Annotated in this window: 13 protein-coding genes and 1 pseudogene; 7 read left to right on the top strand and 7 right to left on the bottom strand. The window is 32.9% G+C overall.

The annotated features are described in order from the left end of the window. Positions 1-11 precede the first annotated feature (11 nt). Complete coding sequence (locus Q0296_RS09495) at positions 12-302, bottom strand: hypothetical protein (RefSeq protein ID WP_298039862.1); 291 nt, start codon at positions 300-302, stop codon at positions 12-14. A 3-nt stretch (positions 303-305) separates the two neighbouring features. Further along, positions 306-4,106: a hypothetical protein gene (locus tag Q0296_RS09490; protein WP_298039859.1), complete on the bottom strand. Its 3,801-nt coding sequence runs from the start codon at positions 4,104-4,106 to the stop codon at positions 306-308. Positions 4,107-4,308: 202 nt separating this feature from the next. Between Q0296_RS09490 and Q0296_RS09485 the strand changes: the two genes are divergently transcribed. Both Q0296_RS09485 and Q0296_RS09480 read left to right on the top strand, forming a co-directional pair. Continuing rightward, the gene (locus Q0296_RS09485; RefSeq protein ID WP_298039856.1) at positions 4,309-4,572 is read left to right on the top strand and encodes a type II toxin-antitoxin system prevent-host-death family antitoxin; all 264 of its coding nucleotides are present in this window, start codon (positions 4,309-4,311) and stop codon (positions 4,570-4,572) included. Continuing rightward, complete coding sequence (locus Q0296_RS09480) at positions 4,565-4,867, top strand: type II toxin-antitoxin system RelE/ParE family toxin (protein WP_298039853.1); 303 nt, start codon at positions 4,565-4,567, stop codon at positions 4,865-4,867. Before Q0296_RS09485 ends, Q0296_RS09480 begins: the two co-directional genes overlap by 8 nt. Positions 4,868-5,566: 699 nt before the next feature. On the opposite strand, the gene Q0296_RS09475 is transcribed toward Q0296_RS09480, so the two are convergent. From Q0296_RS09475 to Q0296_RS09455, 5 genes are all read right to left on the bottom strand, one after another. After that, positions 5,567-8,317 (bottom strand): CHAT domain-containing tetratricopeptide repeat protein, encoded by a 2,751-nt coding sequence (locus Q0296_RS09475; RefSeq protein ID WP_298039851.1) that lies wholly within the window; start codon positions 8,315-8,317, stop codon positions 5,567-5,569. 21 nt (positions 8,318-8,338) lie between these two features. Further along, entirely contained in the window at positions 8,339-9,577 is a 1,239-nt protein-coding gene (locus tag Q0296_RS09470) for a CHASE2 domain-containing protein (protein WP_298039848.1), read from the bottom strand. Between the two features lie 116 nt (positions 9,578-9,693). Continuing rightward, positions 9,694-10,230 (bottom strand): hypothetical protein, encoded by a 537-nt coding sequence (locus Q0296_RS09465; protein ID WP_298039843.1) that lies wholly within the window; start codon positions 10,228-10,230, stop codon positions 9,694-9,696. Between the two features lie 445 nt (positions 10,231-10,675). Further along, positions 10,676-10,903 (bottom strand): hypothetical protein, encoded by a 228-nt coding sequence (locus Q0296_RS09460; RefSeq protein WP_103575211.1) that lies wholly within the window; start codon positions 10,901-10,903, stop codon positions 10,676-10,678. Positions 10,904-10,987: 84 nt separating this feature from the next. Then, positions 10,988-12,403 carry a hypothetical protein gene (locus tag Q0296_RS09455; RefSeq protein ID WP_298039838.1) on the bottom strand — a complete coding sequence of 472 codons (1,416 nt, stop codon included), beginning with the start codon at positions 12,401-12,403 and terminating at the stop codon, positions 10,988-10,990. A gap of 760 nt (positions 12,404-13,163) precedes the next feature. Here Q0296_RS09455 and Q0296_RS09450 point away from each other — a divergent pair. The 5 genes and pseudogenes from Q0296_RS09450 to Q0296_RS09430 all read left to right on the top strand — a co-directional run bounded on the left by Q0296_RS09450 (position 13,164) and on the right by Q0296_RS09430 (position 17,369). Continuing rightward, positions 13,164-14,945 carry a site-specific integrase gene (locus tag Q0296_RS09450; protein ID WP_298039836.1) on the top strand — a complete coding sequence of 594 codons (1,782 nt, stop codon included), beginning with the start codon at positions 13,164-13,166 and terminating at the stop codon, positions 14,943-14,945. 81 nt (positions 14,946-15,026) lie between these two features. Continuing rightward, complete coding sequence (locus Q0296_RS09445; RefSeq protein WP_298039833.1) at positions 15,027-15,278, top strand: type II toxin-antitoxin system Phd/YefM family antitoxin; 252 nt, start codon at positions 15,027-15,029, stop codon at positions 15,276-15,278. Beyond that, positions 15,268-15,554 (top strand): annotated as a pseudogene (locus Q0296_RS09440) (type II toxin-antitoxin system RelE/ParE family toxin). The gene Q0296_RS09445 and the pseudogene Q0296_RS09440 overlap by 11 nt, the downstream one beginning before the upstream one ends. Before the next feature lie 307 nt (positions 15,555-15,861). Beyond that, positions 15,862-16,869: a hypothetical protein gene (locus Q0296_RS09435; protein WP_298039831.1), complete on the top strand. Its 1,008-nt coding sequence runs from the start codon at positions 15,862-15,864 to the stop codon at positions 16,867-16,869. A gap of 80 nt (positions 16,870-16,949) precedes the next feature. Then, the gene (locus Q0296_RS09430) at positions 16,950-17,369 is read left to right on the top strand and encodes a hypothetical protein (protein ID WP_298039828.1); all 420 of its coding nucleotides are present in this window, start codon (positions 16,950-16,952) and stop codon (positions 17,367-17,369) included. Positions 17,370-17,930 lie beyond the last annotated feature (561 nt).

The following is a 17,930-nucleotide window of genomic DNA, read 5'->3' as shown; positions in this document are numbered from 1 at the left end:
CGTCGGCAGCGTCAGATGTGTATAAGAGACAGGTTATAGTATAGTGGCTTATAGTTTTTATATGGGGATGAGTCTAGGATGGAGCGGGCTTGTAGGATCATTTGAGACTTTTCTTCCAAGCGTGCCGTATTATTTTTTGCATTTTTGGAAGCAATTAAATTTGTCTTTTTGTCAAATTCTATCTTATCCCCATTTGGAGCTATAACCGTATAAATTTCTTTATCCATTAAATTTCCTTTATTTATTATTAATAGTGATCCTGCTACTAAAAGAGCTATGATGATAAATATAATCTTCTTCATATCTTATCCTATATATAGACCATCTTCCATAACTATGGTAGTGGCTAGACGACCTACTAGGCGAGGTGGGATTGTCTTTCCATTGAAATTCCCATCTTTAGAGTCATTTTCTTTACACCCCACATATACCCCTTTGATATTATTGCTTCCAATAGTATCAAGAGCTTCTACTAGATCTCTTGAGAGGTTACGATGAGTATTGTCATAGTTTGTGTTAAAAATTCCTAGTCTAAGCTTATATATAATATTTGCAGCCTCTTGATAGGCATCTATGGCATAAGACAAACCACCCCTATCTTGACTATTACCTTTTCTATAAGCGTCATACACCTCTTTCTCCTCTTTAACATCCAAATTTAGCTCCCTTATCTCCACATCAGATTCAGTGTATCTACTTCTAGCATATTTAAAGTAGTTTGCATCTATCTCATTGCCAGCTCCTCTTAGCTCATCTAAGCATAGATAGGTGCTAAGGTTATTTAGTGCTAGCTTAGAGGCTAGGTTAAAAGATAGTTTGTTTTTCTTATGGTCTATATCGTAGTATATAAAAGAGTTATAGTCTAGTCCTCCACTACTTATATTAGCTCCTAGAAATAGTCTATTTAAATTTAGGCTTATATAGTTTTGATAGATCATCACTGGATAGTAGCAATAGCTATTTGTACTATCTTTATCATAAGCTTCTTTTATAGACATAGGTTTATATGAGATATTATTTAGTGCGTAAGCTTCATTAAATTTATATGTATATCTTGTGTGCATTATCTCGTTGTAGTTCTCTTCTAGTTTTTCATATGATGTTTTCCAAAGTTCTAATGCGCCACTAACCATAGAAGCACCTATGCTCTTGCCTAGCGATCCTGCATAATCTTTTATTAGTCTCTTTATCTCTTGAAAATCTGTATAGCTAAACCTATGAGTATATCTCATAAAGGTATATGTTGTGATCTCTGTATAAGTTATACTTAGTTTATAATACTCCATCGCCATATGAAGCCTAAAAGCATTTGAAGCTTGAATGATTAGATTAAGCTTTGAATGTTGTAAAACTACGCTTGTAGTTTTTAGACTGGTTATTAGCAAGATATATCTATCTATCTCTTTAGTCTTTCTTGCACCAAGTAGGCTTTTTACTAAATTTAATACCCCAAGCTCATCAAGAAATGTTTCTCTTAGTGCCTTTGCGTCTTTATTAAATATATAAGAGCCAAGTGATTCATATATCTTAGATATGCCATCTTCACCAACAAATTTTGAAAGTGGAAACACCTCTTCTATAGTAGTTTTTACTAATAATGAGGTTACCTCTTTATTTATATCTCTATCATTGCTATATGCTATATCTTTTAAGTTTATAGCCTCTTTTAGAGTGTTTTTATTCTTAGCAGCTATAGCCTCTTTTATAGTAGCTTCATCTTTTTTATAGTTTTCATCTATCTTATCAGCTTGTTCTATAAGAAGTTTCATTAGATCTTTTTGCAAAGGATCTTTGATATCTGCATTTTTACCAACTTCATTTTCTGCTAAAAGCTCTTCAACGCTAACTATATCCTTGTTATTTACTCCATCCATATATTTAGAAATTTCTTCTATACATAGATACTCACCACTTTTTAGACCACTATTTTTTACTGAGTCTTTGTAGAAAAATAACTTTAAATCTCTATCAAAAACTCTTATTATAGAGTTTGAGTGCAATGCTTTTATCTCATCATCTTCTATTACTATATATTCATCACCATCTTTAATGCTTTTCTTTATCATTTTTTTTGAATAGCTTTTAGTTATTATAAAGTAAGCTACGCCAAGAGATAGTGCCTCTATGAAAGAGTAGCGTTTTGGGAGGGTTTGTATTATACGTTGCATTTGTGATTGGTATTCATCTGCGGTTGATGAGCCATTTTTTATATCATCTATAAGTTGGCTTGAGATATTGCTATTGTTATATGCTTCAGCCTCTCTTCTGTTTAAAGTGTTTTCATTTACCTTATCAAATACTGCTTTAAAAGAGAGAGTTACCTTTTTCATATACTCTTCTTCACTTTTTTTGATCTTCTCCATATCATTTGGCTGCTTAGCATAAGCATTTACGTGAGAGAAATTTGTCTTAAATAACTCTTCGTATTTGGTGTAGTTGTCAAGATAGTTGGTATCATCTTGATAGGCGATCTCTTTAAATTCTTCCCTCTTTTGCTCTATGTTGTCTATATATTTTTTATCTATCCTTGCAAATGGAGATAAATTTAAGACAAGAGTTGATCTATTGTTTTCTTTATTGATGTTTATGCTGTACTGACTGTAATCCTTAATAGGACTTAGGGTCTTTATATCGGTGAATTTTTGTTTTACAAGGTTGGATTTGTTGGGTCTATTTAGCTCGTCTTCTATCACTTGATCTAGGCATTTACTTATTACTTCTTCTCTTAGCCCTGCACTTGATCTAAAAGGTGAGTTTGATAGCACAACATAGTTTTTATTTAAATTTGAAAAATCTTTGCTGTTCATCTCATCGTTTGCAGATGAGCCATTTTTATCGGACTTGTTTGCTATTAGATTGGCTAGTTTTATAGAGTTAAAATTTGAAGCACAGATAAAATTTAAATTTGCATTTAGTCCTTTTATTTGATCCTTTAGTCTTTTAAAGAGCGTATCATCACTAGAGCCAAAGCCTAAGTTTTTATTTACTATATCGTAAGAGCAAACATCCTTTGTATAATCAAACACTGACAGATCATCTAAATGACCAAATACACTATATCCCTCATCTGCATTGCAATTAACCTCATTTAGGTTATTGTCGTCTCTAAAGTAGATATAGTCTAAATTTAGATGGGTAAAGTCTATAAAAAAGCCAGAATTAGAGGATTTATCTTGCTTAAATACTAATACATTGCAACTTGAGTTTATATTTAGGGTATTTATAATAGAAGCAAATCTAGATGTGAAAAAGCTAAGGATAGGTAAGGTTACGCCATAAAGAGATCTATTACTTTGATGCTCAACCATTTTGTAGGTTAATTTACTAAGCTCATAGAATAAAAAGCATCCGTTTGCCTTTTTAAGCGCTGCCTTTGGGTCACTTAGATCAACTATGCTTAGTATAAAAAGAAATATTTGTTTGAGTAAAAACTCTCCGCTTTCTTTATTTAGCTCGCTTAAATTCTTATCTAACTCTCTAAAACACTCTTCAATACTTTTTTCAAATTTAGCTCCATCTAGTCCCTCGCTAGATATCAAAGAACTAGCATCACTTAGTAGATCATTTTTTAAGGTATTTAGGCACTCTTTTACGATATCTTTGGCGTCGTCGTAGTTGGATACTACGACCTCAAACATATCATAAAAGCTTATAGCTTCTGTCTTTGTTTCACCCATGCTTTTTAGCAAATTTCTCTCATGCTCATCCTGAGCAGCTTCAAGTTCAGCTTCATATCTTGCTTTGCTTTTTATGGGGCTTATCTTCTCTTTTAAATTTGCAAAAAACTTGTCAACCGCACTCTTTTTATGGACGATCTTTACTGGTATATCTCTATATTCAAATTCTCTTATTCTATTTAGCTTGCTATCAGTAAAGCTCTCTTTATCTATATAAAAATCAGTTACTATTGATGCTTCTTTGCCGTCCTGCCTTGAAAAATTAGCTATCAAGTTAAGTATTATATTTACCATCATGGTATTTCTTGACGTAAAATAATTAAAACTAGACGTATAAAGCGTCACGCTCTTTGCATCAGCCATATACTCTTTTATCTTTTTTAATATCTCTTCACAAGAGTAGGTTATTTTTATTTCGTTGTTTTGCATATTAAGCCACCACTACTGTTTTTGATATTTTATTGTGATTGTATTTATAATATTATTAATTTATTATGGGTTAAAGGAAGGTAGGAAATGTTTGATACTTGGGCTTATATTTTTTAGTTTGCCAAGTTAGTTAGATAAAGCAATCTAAATTACTAACACAATTATGCTATAATCATGTCATATTATTAAAAGGAAATAACATATGCCTCAAATAGTACCTATAAAAGAGCTTAGAAACACCAATGAAATTTCACAGCTATGCAATAGCAAGGATGAGCCAGTATTTGTAACTAAAAATGGCTATGGAGACTTGGTTGTGATGAGCATAAAGACATATGATAAGCTAGTAGCCACAGCCGATATAGATAGCGCTATCGCATCATCTGAAGCTAAGATAACAGCAGATACAAAGATGCTAGAAGCAAAAGATGTTTTTGCTAGTTTAAAAGCTAAGTATCTTGAGTAAATATAAAGTCCTTATCTCACCACAAGCTTATGAAGAGCTTGAGGCGATTTATAAATATATCGCAATGTCTTTTCTCTCACCAGCTGCTGCAAACTCTACACTAGAGGCTATCAAAAACGCTATTCTTAGCCTAGATGAGATGCCAAATCGTGGTGCTATTAGAAAAGTTGGCAGATATGCCAATATGGGCTATAGACAGCTATTTGTTAAAAACTACACGGTGATTTATAGGGTCAATGAAAAAGACAAGGCTGTTATAATCATCACTATTAGATATACACCAAGTGCTTTTTAGACATATAACTTCAATAATATCTTTCTAGAGAAATATCCACTAATCCTAATGCTCTCTCATCTACGAAATATACATAACATCACATACTATACATGACGTCACCTACTGCATGTTACATCATGTACTATACATTACATCATGTGCTGCATGTGACATCACATACTTGACGTGACATCATGTACTGCACATTACATCACATGCAGTATGTTACATTATGAATTTATTTGTTATAATCCAAGAAAATTTAATGCCAGTTTCTAGTATATTTATCAACATTTTTAGTATGTTGATAAACTTACTTAGCAAGCTCGGACCGAGCTTGCTGTAAGGTCTTAGCCAGACGGGCAAAAATTTTTATTTACAAAGATACAACTTAAACAAAACTTTATCCATTAAAAATGACCTTTGTCGATAAAATGTCTAAGTTTTTGCTTAAGGCATTTACTCCTATTATTTAAGAATTTTCAAAGATAATTGATATATATGCACTCAGTAAAGTTGATATGAGCAACTAATAGCAAACTACTAAAATTTATTTTTAACAAATTTACACCTAGACATAGCTTTAAACTATACAAGCTAAAACAAAACTTCATTGAAAAATTTAAAACATTATAAAGTATGAAAGGAGCATAAGAAGCACGATGCCACAAGATATTATGTGGCATCGCTAGTAGCTATGGTTTTTTAACTATCGTATCACTCTCCGCTCATTATAAAAGCAGCCCAGTAAAACGGATGTTTGCCTTCCTTTATCATCTTGATCTTCGCATTTCTTAGAACCTCGTTAAATTTCTTCTCATTGCCTTTAGTATCGGTATAAAATTCTTTCATTAGCTCCACCGTGCTATTGTCATCTACAGACCACAGACTCATTAGCACATTTTTAGAGCCAGCTTGTATAAATGTCTTAGGCAGACTTGCCACAGAGCTCGTGTCTTTAACGTCTACTAGGCCAGTTTCGCATGCAGATAGCACAACTAGATCGGTTCCGTCTAGGCTTAGTCCTGATAGCTTAAGCGCATTTACAAGACCCTCGCCAGTTTGTTGTTTTATACCTATATTTGCACCGCTAAGCGCAACTCCTGATTTTAACATAGGGTTTGTTATGTTCTCATCACTTATAAAGTATCCATGTGTGGTTATATGTAAGATCTTTGGAGACTTCACTCTTAGTATGTTTTCTTCATTAGCGTTCTCTCTAGAGAAAAGTTTTACGCCATTAAACGAGCTTTGTAAAACCTCTTCTTCTTTCTTAAAGCCTCTTAGTCTTTTAAATGTCCCCATATTTTTTATAGATCTAGTTTGCACAGCCTTATTTACATTTGGCGTATCTGCAACCATCTCCATACTCTTTCCACTTTTGCTCTCATAGTTTGGATCACTGAACATAGTGATATCCTTACCCTCATCTTTGATGTTAAATTTATGTGTTCTTATAAATTCTTTAGCTGAAGGCGTATAGCGTATCTGCTTACTCTCTATGAGATATTTATCGCCATCCATAAGTGTTTCAAAAGGTAGTAGCCTCAAAGCTCCATCTGTAGATATGATAAGAGAGTTAAATTTACCTATCCTATCCCCTATGCCACTTTTTATCACTATATCATATAGCTTCTTTAAAGTTTTGCTTGAGTTTGCGTCTGTAGCATTTATGATCTTATCTATGTCAGCTCTAAATTCTTTTATAGTTGTATTTACTGTGTCGCTATCTTTATCGTTAAGTTTTTCAAACCCCACTTCGCCACTTTTATCCATACTAAAGATATAGTATTTTTTGTTGTAATATCCTATATCTACAAAGAGCTCATTTGGCTTTAAAAGGCTTGTGAGATCGCTTAGTTTTAGATCCTTTATGCCAAGCTCTTGTTTAAATTTAGGTGATATCTTGGCTATCTCTATCTCTACTTTTTCTATATCTTCGCCCAGTGCTTTTAGCTTTTCTTGGTAGCTTTTTGCCTCTTCTGGCTTAGGCATAGTACCTGCTAGCTTAGCATATGCTCTTTTAAGGGAGTTTAGGCTATCTATCTTAGAGATCAAGTTCTTATCTTGTGAGATATTTTTTAGCATAGCTATGGTATTTTCATCATCGAGGAGTATGCCCTTATCGTTTATAAATATCTCATAAATTTCTTGACTTGGAGTTTCCTTGTCTTTAGTAGTTTGCTGATACGAGTAACCACTTGTTAAAAGGTTTGGTAAAAAGTTATTATTAGCCTCTAAGAATTTCTTTTTTTGTTCATTGCTCAATATTTCAAAATTTTTATCTCTATTTGCTTTAAATATATAGTATGCTTTTTTAGAGTAATTATATGCTTTATTATAGTCACCAATTTCGTTATAAGCATATCCTATATTATTATAACTACTGGCAGTACTTGGATGATCTTTACCTAGGACTTTTTCTCTTGTGTTTAGAGCTTTTGTATAATACTCTAAAGCTTTTGGGTAATCACTTAGACTGTCATAAACAGATCCTATGCTATTATAACTACTAGCAGTGTCTGGATGGTCCTTGCCAAGAACATTCTCATTGATATTTAAATCTTTTATATAAAATTCTAAGGCTTTAGGATAATTACCTATATCACTATAAACATGACCTATATTATTATAGCTAAGAGCAGTGCTCGGATGTTCTTTGCCTAGAGTTCTCTCTTTGGCATTCAAGGATTTTATAAAAAATTCTAAGGCTTTGTGGTAGTCGCCAACACGATAATAAGTATATCCTATATTATTATAACTAGCAGCAGTGTCAGGATGTTCTTTGCCTAAAATTTTCTCTCTTATATTCAAAGCCTTTGTATGAAATTCTAAGGCTTTGCGGTAGTCGCCAACATTAGAATAAGCAGATCCTATATTATTATAACTATTTGCAGTATCGAGATGTTCTTTGCCTAAAATTTTCTCTCTTATATTCAAAGCCTTTGTATAAAAATCTAAAGCTTTAGGATAATTGCCAATTCCATTGTACGCATAGCCTATATTATTATAACTAGCAGCAGTGTCAGGATGTTCTTTGCCTAAACTTTTCTCTCTTATATTCAAAGCCTTTGTATAAAAATCTAAAGCCTTAGGATAATTACCCATACCATAATAATAATTGCCTATATTATTATAACTAGTTGCGGTATCAGGATGATATGTTCCTAAAATTTTCTCTCTTATATTTAAAGCCTTTGTATAAAACTCTAAAGCTTTAATGTAATCACTCATTTTAAAATAAACAGCACCTATATTATTATAACTGGTTGCAGTATCGGGATGATATTGACCTAAAATTTTCTCTTTGATACCTAAGGCTTTCATTTGAAATTCTAAAGATTTGAGATAGTTTCCATTTTGATAATACTTAAACGCAGTATTATCAAGATCTAAAACATCATCTAGCGTAGCGCTTAATGCAACTGAAACGGTTAGGAAAATGACTAACAAAATTTTTCTAAGCATGATTAATCCTTTAATATGATTTTAAATATCCATAAATAGTAGTAAGGCAACTATCATAATAGCTATAATTACAGCAATAGCAACTAAAGCCAAGAGGGTCTTGCTGAGATTTTTTATTAACTCTTTTGCTTTAAGGACTGAGATAACTATATCTATGAGCTTAAATACTATCAAAACCACAACCCATGTGATGTAATGACCCCAAAAAAATAGAATTATTGCTGGTACAAAAAATATCACTAAAGAAGACAATCTCAAAAGATCAAAATTTCCGTCGATATGGAGTGCTTTTGCTAGCTTTGGTACAAAGTAGGCACACAAGCCAAAGAATAATAGATAACATATCATACCTATCCAAGCTGGTATAGTGCTTATGCCATCCTTTAGATTAAGAGCGGTATTAAGTGCATTGGCTAAGGCTATAACGCCACTTATAACACCTATAGGAGTTTTGTGTATGTCGCCTGAGCCTGGATAGTCCGAGCCTATAAGCACTATGGCATCATCAAACTCCTCTGCATCTATCTGAGATAGTCTAGCTGCATGATAGAATTTGATATTTTCATAGTTTGAAGTATATGTTTTATTACCACCTTGATCTATAATTTTTAGATCTTTATAAAGTATCCTATATCTAAAACTCTCATCAAAGCTTAGCTCTCTTGGACAAGTAAAATTTGCTTCACTATTTGCAAGCTCTAGGACAAGATGTCTTAAAGTCTTATCGCCATCGCAAAGATAGGGCGTGTATCCACGAGTAACTCCATCTTTATCGCTAGAAATATTTGTTTGAGTAAATTTGATATTAGGATTTAGCTTGAAGTCTTGTAAAAAAGGCTTATTTATAGTTTTTGGTAGATATATAGGATATGAGCTAGCATATAAATTTAGTCTATCTATAAGACCTAGATCATCTTTAGTAACTGTTGAGTTTATGTCGCTTGGATACTCTAAAGAGTAGTCTAAGACTAAAGTTTTTGGTTTGCTACCTGAACCAGATAAGGTTTTGTTAAAATCATCTAAGACATTAGCAAGAACACTTCTTGGGGTGAAGTTAAATTTGATGCCACCTTGTCCATCACTTAGGTCGTGCTTGTCCAGGTACTCTTGATCTATTAGAATTACTGCTATTTTTTGCGATTGGCTTGCTGATGGTGCTTTGGCATAAATTTCTTGCATGATGTCATACTCGAAGTCACCAAAATTTACTCTGACGATCTCACGATCTTTGACTAAGCCGTAAATGGCAAAAGATGCCATAGCAAGAATTCCTAAGAATATGGCTTTTTTTACACTGCTAGACTTTTGAAACAAGTCAGAATATGTTGAGCCCTTTAAAATCTTGTTAATGTTGTTGCCTAAAAATCTAAAGAACTTCATCGTGTTTTAACTATAAAACAAGGAGACTCATATCCATCTTTATCCATCATATCTATCCTGTCACCATTTTTAGGAGATATGTTTAGCTCTGGGCTTATACTTCTGTTTTTAACGTCAAATTCGTAAAACTTGTCGCCTTGGCGGTATTCTATTTTAATGATATGATCGCTTATAACTAATGCATCTTTGCTAGGATCTATCTCCTCGCATCCTCCTTCTGCTCTCGTAGAAGCTGTCGTAGATGTAGTTTGTGCTTTAGCAAATAGTGTAGAGAAAAAGCCACTTCTTTTTTTGGTCGCTGCTATATAGGTGTCGTTTGGTGATTTTAGGTTGTAATTTTGCTTTAAAACATCATCAGTTATCTTTAAAACGCCGTTACCAGATATAAATTTGATCTCTTGACCGCTTGTGGCTGTAGTAGCCTTGCTCTCTTTGCCATCAATGCTATAAACAACATCACCCTTAACGTTGATAACCACATCAGCATTTAGGCATGAAACTAAAAGTGTAGCTGCAAGTAAATAAGACTTCATAATGATACCTTTTTAAATTTTTGTTGTCATTTTATTAAACAAAAACTAAAAAAGGACTTATGTTTTTTTAATGAGATATAAGCCTTATAATATAGACTTTGGCTACGCATTTTTTGCTTTGTTCGTTTATAATAAATGGATAGCTATATGTGGCATATATAAAAGCTAATTTGCCTATTATAAAGATTGGCTTTATATCTTTCTATATTCTTTGGATACTAGAACTCTAACGTCGTTAGTTGCTTTTACTGACCATCTTTGATGAATTTTTAGTAAGATCTATTATTTTTATAGGCTCTTTATGAGATGAAATATCATATTATCTCGCTAAAATTGTTTTATAGAACCATAAAAACAGACTATATGCTTTTAAAATAACTCTCATCACAACTTAATAGTCCTTGTGTTTATTTGCATTGAGTTGTGATGAGCTAAAATTAAATTATTACATATCTGGACCATCTATTTTCGGAGATTTTTTCCTCTCTAAGGCCTCTGATAAGCGGTTAGCGAGTTCATTTCCACACTCTTTTGAAACTTCTTCTATAATTTTCTCAGAACTATAATCTTTGTATTCAGGAAATTCTTCCTTTACTCTTTTAAGAACTATACTTCCATCGTTATTTTTATTGGCATTTAGTAATTTCAAGAGCCTTTCACATTTTTCTTTCATTGTAACTCTCCTTTTGATAATATGGTTCATTTTAGAACACTAATACTTAAAAAGAACTAATATTTTCTTTTTGCTTTTTTAATGCTACCCCACCTGCATTCCAACATCATCTTTTGTAAATTTACCTCTTAGCTCTGGCATCTCATTTACTATCATATCTTTTAGCTCTGGGTTGATATTTGCTATTTCAAGTAAAAGACCTAAGCTTTTGTCATTAAAGTCTCTTAGCTCAGTATTTTCACTTTGCAAACTTTTAGTTTTACGTGTTAGAGATTGGTTTTCTTTATCCTTGCTCTTTAACAATGCATTTTGTTCATCTATCTTTATTTGCTGATTAGTATGTGCTTTTACTCTATTTTTAAGAAGCATTATCTCTTTGTCTTGCTCAGCTTTGGTCTCTTTTAAATCATCTAGCTCTTTTTCTAGCTGTTCTTTTTCTTTTAAGACTTCTAAGCTTTTCTTTTTATCTTCCTCTATGATTTTACTTTGTTCTGTTACTTGCCCAGCAAGAAGTTCTACCTTTTCTTTTAGCTGCTCATCAGATGTGATGGTTATGTTCTCTTGCAGCTGTTCAAAAACAGAATTTCTAAGACCTACTATTAAAGCTCTTTTTTCATTTGGCTCTAACCTAAAGTACTCGTCGCCCAACAAAGGCTCTTTCTTTTGCATATACTTATTTGCTTCCGCTTCTATAAGCTTTTGAATTTTCTCTTTTAGCTCTTTCTCGCTCTTATATTCACTTGCTATTTGGTGCATTTGGGTTAAATTCTTATGTCTATTTTTACTTGGCTTACCACGAAGTACTTGACCTTCAAATGCCTCCGCTCCCATATCTTGCAGCTCTTTACCAAATTTTGCTGTTTTTGACCTGCCGCTAAATCTCAAATTTGCATGCTTTTCAAAGTTGTAGTTTGTAAAGATGATGTGATAGTGCTTGGTCTTTTCGTCATTATGCTCAGCCACAAGCAGACACTTTGCGCCATACTTCGCACAGTATGCGTTTATAAATCTCATTACTCTATCCATATGTATGTTTTCATTTATAAATTTTGACTCTTCGTCGTTTAGCCCTTCTTTTGGCTCCTTCTCTCTGTCTGTACCAAATGTGATGATAATCTCACAAAAGCTACGCATATCTTTGCGCCAAGTTCTACGTATAACTATATCTTTACCTTGTCGTTTTTGTGTGTAGGATTGCTTGCCATAGTCTTCTTTAAAGCTATCCTGAAAGCCTTTAAGTAATTTCTTTACAAAAGCCATATTATGTAGTTCATCATCTTTACTGTTAGCATCTCTCATATTGCCATTGTCATTAAATTCACTTAGGAGCTTGTAGCGATTAATAGAGATTGGATTCTTGTTGAGATACTTTATATGCTCAGTTTGATTTTTCTCACGGCACGCATGTGCAAACCTACCTATGGCTCTACCATATGTTAAAAAACCCGACCTTACGTTTAAAACTAGGCTGTGATCATTTACTATATATGCATTAGCCATGGCAAATCACCTCATTATATAAACATTCTTTCGTACTAGTAGTGCTAGTTACTATCAATGAAATTCTTTTCATTTTCTTCCTTTTTAAAATGTCTTTATAGTAATTACACCAATTTTGGAAAAAATCTGCGCTAGAAATGCAAATTTTTGTGAAAAAGTTTATTTTTTAAGAAAGAAAAGTTAAGAATATTAAAATGATAAATGCCAAAAGTGCGTATTTAAGGGATTTGAGATAAAAAGCTAGAAGCAAGAATTTAAAACAAATTTATTTTTATGGTATTGAAAGGGTGATGGCTTTATAATCGTTGGAATTTTTAAGAGACTGTCCCACTTTAGTAACTAAGTGTTCCACTCTTAAAGGAAATTTTAAAGAAAGGGAAAGAACAAAAGCATCACTGCTAGTGCCTAAAATAGGGTGTTATGGTGTCACGGGGGAGACTTGAACTCCCGACCTCCGGCTTATGAGGATTTTTTATATGAGCTCACAAAAGCCTGAAATACGCACTTTAGACGATTTTTTACTTAGTCATTACGTAAAACTGTTCCATTTTTGACCGGTTGACTATTAAATATGGGACAACACTTAAGGGAGCGAAACGGTATATATTACTACCGAGCTACACTTGCTCCAAGCATCAGAAAATTTTTTAACGAAAAGCGAGAAATTTGCTTCTCCACATCCACTAATCTCTTGGAAAAAGCCAGAAAAAGGGCTAAAATTCTAGATAATAATCTTTACCTGATAAAAAGGGCGGTTCACATGAATCTTAGTGATAGCATAATCCAATCTTTTGTAAATTCGTTTATGAAAGTGAAGCTTAGTAAGAGTATCAAAGAGCACTCTCTTCTTAACAAGAAGATGGATGTAGAATTTCTAAATGCGCTCAATGACTACTTTAAACAAAGTTTGATAGATGGCGATCTACCTCAAATTTTAATTAAGGATATAAGCAATATCACTAACACTGCTGGCGCTCTTGGTAGTAAGGATAAAGAGAACATAGGGCAAACTCTTTTAGAGAAGAATATACTAACACTTAACTATCTTGTATCAAAGCTTGAGAAGAGCAGCGTGCTCTTTGATGATAAGCGTGAGCAATACTTTCTCGAAGATGATTCTAGCGATAACTTAGCCAAACATGCCAAACCTAGTTCGTTTGACGCTAAGGACATAGCTTCATTCCAAGAAAATATAAAAGAGCTTGAAGATAGTGGTTGTTTGCCCATTACGGATGGACAGCTTAAGGCTATGGCTCAGAGGATTAGCGAAACGGTTTATGCCATACTAGATCAAAAGTATGGCTCGACCTCAAATTTAAAGCTAGTAAGAACAAATAATAGCCATAGAAGCATGGAAGATATCATAATGGATCCAAATCCACCAAAAAATATCAAGATAAAATTAGATGAAGATAGTAGCTTTAGTATTTTTAATCCTAGCGCCCAAGTAACACAAGAGTATGAGATTAGAAAAGCATTGCAAGTGGCATCTGGCTCTAGCAATCAATTCTCAGCTTTAAATTTAGAAGATCAAAAGAGCTTAAAGGATGCATTCGAGATATTTGAGACAAACACTAAAAGAGCTGACAAGTGGTCGCCAGACACGCAAAGATTAGTTACTGGCGTAAAAAAGCTCTTATTTTTATACTTTAACGAAGATACGCCAGTTTATAAGATCACAAGAGATAATTTGCTTGAATTTAGAGATCTTCTTTATAAAATTCCAACTAAGCTAGCTCAAAAGAGTAGGTATAAAGATAAAAGTTTATCTCAGATACTGAAGCTAGGAGAAAAGGACGATAAACTCTCTGAGCCTACTATCCAAAAATATATGATAAGGGTTATTCAGTTTTTTAACTACTGCTTTGATAGTGGCTATATAGGTAAAAGCATAACTGCAAAAATGAACGTCAAGATAGACATAGACCCTAGCGAAAGGGCAGTGCTTCCATACGAAGCATCAGAAGCTAGGAAGATCTTTGAGATAGTAACTAGTATCAAACAAAGTGGTAAATCACCAAGTTCAAGGATAGAGGCTAGTGAGCTCTACTACGTCACAATGATAGCTGCTTATAGTGGCATGAGGATAAAAGAGATCACACAGCTTCATAAAGAAGATATAGTCTTAAAAGATGGGATTTACTGCTTTAACATAAACACAAATGATGTTAAAACTACCAAGACCAAAAACAGCATTAGGTTTGTACCTATCCATAGTAAGCTCATAGATCTAGGCCTGCTAGAATATGTTAATAGCAAAAAAAGCGGAAATATATTTAAGGTAAGCAATAAGGACTTCTCTGAAATTTTTAGAAGCCAGATCCAAAGAAAGTTTATAGACAAAGACTCTAAAAAGACCTTCTACTCTTTTAGACACTACTTTATAGACTATCTAGTGCAGCGCGAGGTAGAAGCTAACCTTATAGCTCAGATAGTAGGACATGAAAAGCAGTATAAAATTTTGCTAAACACTTATGCCAAGCCCATTAACGCTAATACACTAAAGGCTAAAGTAGAGATGGTATCGTATGAAAATGAATAGGGGCAAATTTCAAAGCATGAGTTTTAAGACTATCTTTATATCTTATTTAGTATTATTTTAGGTATTAAATAAAGGATAAAAATGCAAACCATACAAGCAAATTTCACAGCTAGCATAAGCGAGCTAAAAAAGTCCCCAGCTCAAATTTTAAAACAAGCTGGAGATAATGTCGTAGCTATACTAAATCACAATGTCCCTAGTGCATATCTAGTACCTAGTGCTATCTATGAAAAAATGACAGAGATAATAGAAGAGTATCATCTAAGTAAAGCAGTAGATACTGCCCTAGCAAGTGGTGAAAAACCAGTAAAAGTAAGCTTAGATGAGCTATGAGTTAGAATTTTTGCCAAGCGCTTTAAAGAGTGGCAAAAGCTTGACAATAGCATAAAAGTGCAGTTTAAAAAGAAGCTAAGTGAGCGTCTAGAAAACCCAAAGGTTGCCAAAGACAAGCTACGAGGCTATGAAGATGTCTATAAGATCAAACTAAGAGATGTCGGCTACCGCTTGGCATATCAAGTAAAAGATAGCGAGATCGTAGTGCTTGTGCTAGTTGTCGGCAAAAGAGAGAACAACGAAGTGTATGAGATGCTAAAGGATAAATTTAACTAAGCATAAAGCTAGACTTTAGTCTTCTGTGATTTGCTAGTAACTAATTTTATGTTATTAGCTTGTCCTATCTAAAGTGCTATTTTATGATGAGCATAACCCCATACATTTTTATTATTTTATTTTCTTAATTTCATACCAGACTAAATTTCTAAGAGACAATCTAAAGGCTACAAAAATTATATTATATATTTCATAGTATTTTTAAAAAACACGCATTTTAGCGGCCTGAAGCCTACCGAATTCCTTGTTTTAGGTTGTGAAATTTTATAAAATAATCTTAAAAATTTATCTAAATAAGGATATTAAGATGAAGATAAATGGTTATGAAATAGTTATAAATACGCTAACTGACAATATCACCTATGAAGAAGCCATAGATAGAATGTGTCACAACATGCGTGAGCCTAAACAAACCAAAAGGATAAAATATCTAAGAAGAGATCAAAGAGCCAATAGATATTTTGTGCAAAATAGCCATGGTATTCTTATAGAAAAAGAGTCATCTCGTAGCATGTCTCACGAAGATATTGAAAATAAGCTAAAAGAGATGATGTTGCTATTCAAAAAAGACTATGAGAGCCAAACGATAACTGATAAAAACGGCAAGTCAAGAAAGCGTGTATGGCAAAAAAAGATGACCCCTTTTACGGAGATACTTTTAACATTTGGAACACAAAGACCCAAAGAAGAAAATGAAGGACTCAACGAAGAAGAGACCAAGTTTATAAATGGGCTAAACATTATTGCTAACGCCATGGATTTTATTAATAAATATTGTAAAAAATACGGCGTAGAATGTGTAGCTGCAGCTGAGCATAATGATGAAAAAACCAAACACTGGCAAATTCTTTTTTCAAACTATGATTTTACTAAGCACGCTTGCATAAGAAGAGATATGAAAAATATGGCTATATATGGTAGGGAAATGCAAGATATGGGTGCAGACGCACTTAGTGGTATAGCTGTAAGAGGCGTGGTTGGAAGCAAAGCTGTTCATAAAACTCTAAAACAAATGCATGAAACTGAGTTATCTTATAAAAGCGAACAAGCACTTAAAAACGATATTACTTCGAGTTTTGAAGAGTACGTTGGGAAAGTTTTTGATGAAAAAAAGTCATTCACTGGCAAGATACGCTATGAGATATCCAAAGATGGCATGGAAGAGTTTATAAAAACTATTAGTAAAGATATCTATGATTTAACAAAACAAAACATAACCATAATTAAAGACACTGATCTTCAAAATAAGATAGATGAGCTGGAAAAACAACTAGCCGACAAGAGTGAAGTATTGGCTAGAAAAAATATGAGTTAGAGTTAGAAAATGAACTCTTACATAAGGAGATTTTAGAACTAAAAGAGCTAAATAAGACTTTTGAGGATAAAGACATAGTGTTGGCTCAAAAAGAAGAGATTAATGTACTAAAAGAAACTTTGAAACAAAAAGATGTATCTATAAATAATTATAAAAGCCAGATACTTAATAGCAAAGAAATTATAAACCAAGCCAAGGCAGACAAAGAAGAGCTAGAAAAAGAAATTAAAACATATAAAGAACTAACTGCCAAACAACAAAAAGAAGTAGAGGAGCTAGGGCAAGCAATGAAAACTAATGAAGTGTTGAAAAATGAAAATCAAAGTCTAGCATATGAAAATAAAAAGCTAAAAGATGAAAATACAACTCTTAAGGTCTTTAAAGAAAAAGTGGTAACCTTCTTTAAAAGTGTGGCAAGCACTATCCCAAATGTCAGGGATTTTATAAATAGTCATCTACCCGAGATATTTGGCAAAAAAGACTCTAGCTTAGAAATGTGATAGCGACTCTCTCGCAAGGCTCTTTTTGCTACTTGTCAGTAAGCCAGTTAGGCATTATATTAAGCTGGCTTATCTAAGTATGTGTTACTTCTACTAAAGTTAGAACGTAAAAATAGACGATCTTAAATTTCTACTACTTTTGTTGTATAACTTGGCTAAATTTGGCTGATTTATAAAAAAGTAACCTGCTATAGTGAAATTTATGCTTCAAATATTTTACAAAGTTAATATACATTATCAATTTACTGACCGATTTCTCATATAAAAATAAAGTAAAAATATTAAATATAAAATAAACAAAAATATCTTATTTAATATTTTATTGCCTCTAGCCATAAAAATAAGCTACTAGACTCTTGGCATTATTTGACTTATTTTTATAATAGCCCTTAGGCTATTTGCCTGTCTGGCTAAGACCTTATAGCACTATCAATCTTTTGATAGTGCTAAAAATTTTTGGCACTATAGAGCTAAAACTTATATTTGAAAGATATTTTTGAGATGATGCTTATTGGTAATTGAAACACAACATGAAAAATGAATTTAATATTACTTAAATAG

The sequence above is a fragment of the uncultured Campylobacter sp. genome (assembly GCF_937890585.1).
Classification (GTDB): domain Bacteria; phylum Campylobacterota; class Campylobacteria; order Campylobacterales; family Campylobacteraceae; genus Campylobacter_A.
Note: the sequence above shows the minus strand (reverse complement) of the source record. Positions and strands in the feature narration are given on the sequence as shown.

Coding starts and splice junctions, on each gene's coding strand:
- Q0296_RS09435 (WP_298039831.1), top strand. CDS start 15,862: ATGAAGATAAATGGTTATGAAATAGTTATAAATACGCTAACTGACAAT.
- Q0296_RS09485 (WP_298039856.1), top strand. CDS start 4,309: ATGCCTCAAATAGTACCTATAAAAGAGCTTAGAAACACCAATGAAATT.
- Q0296_RS09490 (WP_298039859.1), bottom strand. CDS start 4,106: ATGCAAAACAACGAAATAAAAATAACCTACTCTTGTGAAGAGATATTA.
- Q0296_RS09450 (WP_298039836.1), top strand. CDS start 13,164: ATGAATCTTAGTGATAGCATAATCCAATCTTTTGTAAATTCGTTTATG.
- Q0296_RS09445 (WP_298039833.1), top strand. CDS start 15,027: ATGCAAACCATACAAGCAAATTTCACAGCTAGCATAAGCGAGCTAAAA.
- Q0296_RS09465 (WP_298039843.1), bottom strand. CDS start 10,230: ATGAAGTCTTATTTACTTGCAGCTACACTTTTAGTTTCATGCCTAAAT.
- Q0296_RS09460 (WP_103575211.1), bottom strand. CDS start 10,903: ATGAAAGAAAAATGTGAAAGGCTCTTGAAATTACTAAATGCCAATAAA.
- Q0296_RS09495 (WP_298039862.1), bottom strand. CDS start 302: ATGAAGAAGATTATATTTATCATCATAGCTCTTTTAGTAGCAGGATCA.
- Q0296_RS09470 (WP_298039848.1), bottom strand. CDS start 9,577: ATGGCATCTTTTGCCATTTACGGCTTAGTCAAAGATCGTGAGATCGTC.
- Q0296_RS09455 (WP_298039838.1), bottom strand. CDS start 12,403: ATGGCTAATGCATATATAGTAAATGATCACAGCCTAGTTTTAAACGTA.
- Q0296_RS09475 (WP_298039851.1), bottom strand. CDS start 8,317: ATGCTTAGAAAAATTTTGTTAGTCATTTTCCTAACCGTTTCAGTTGCA.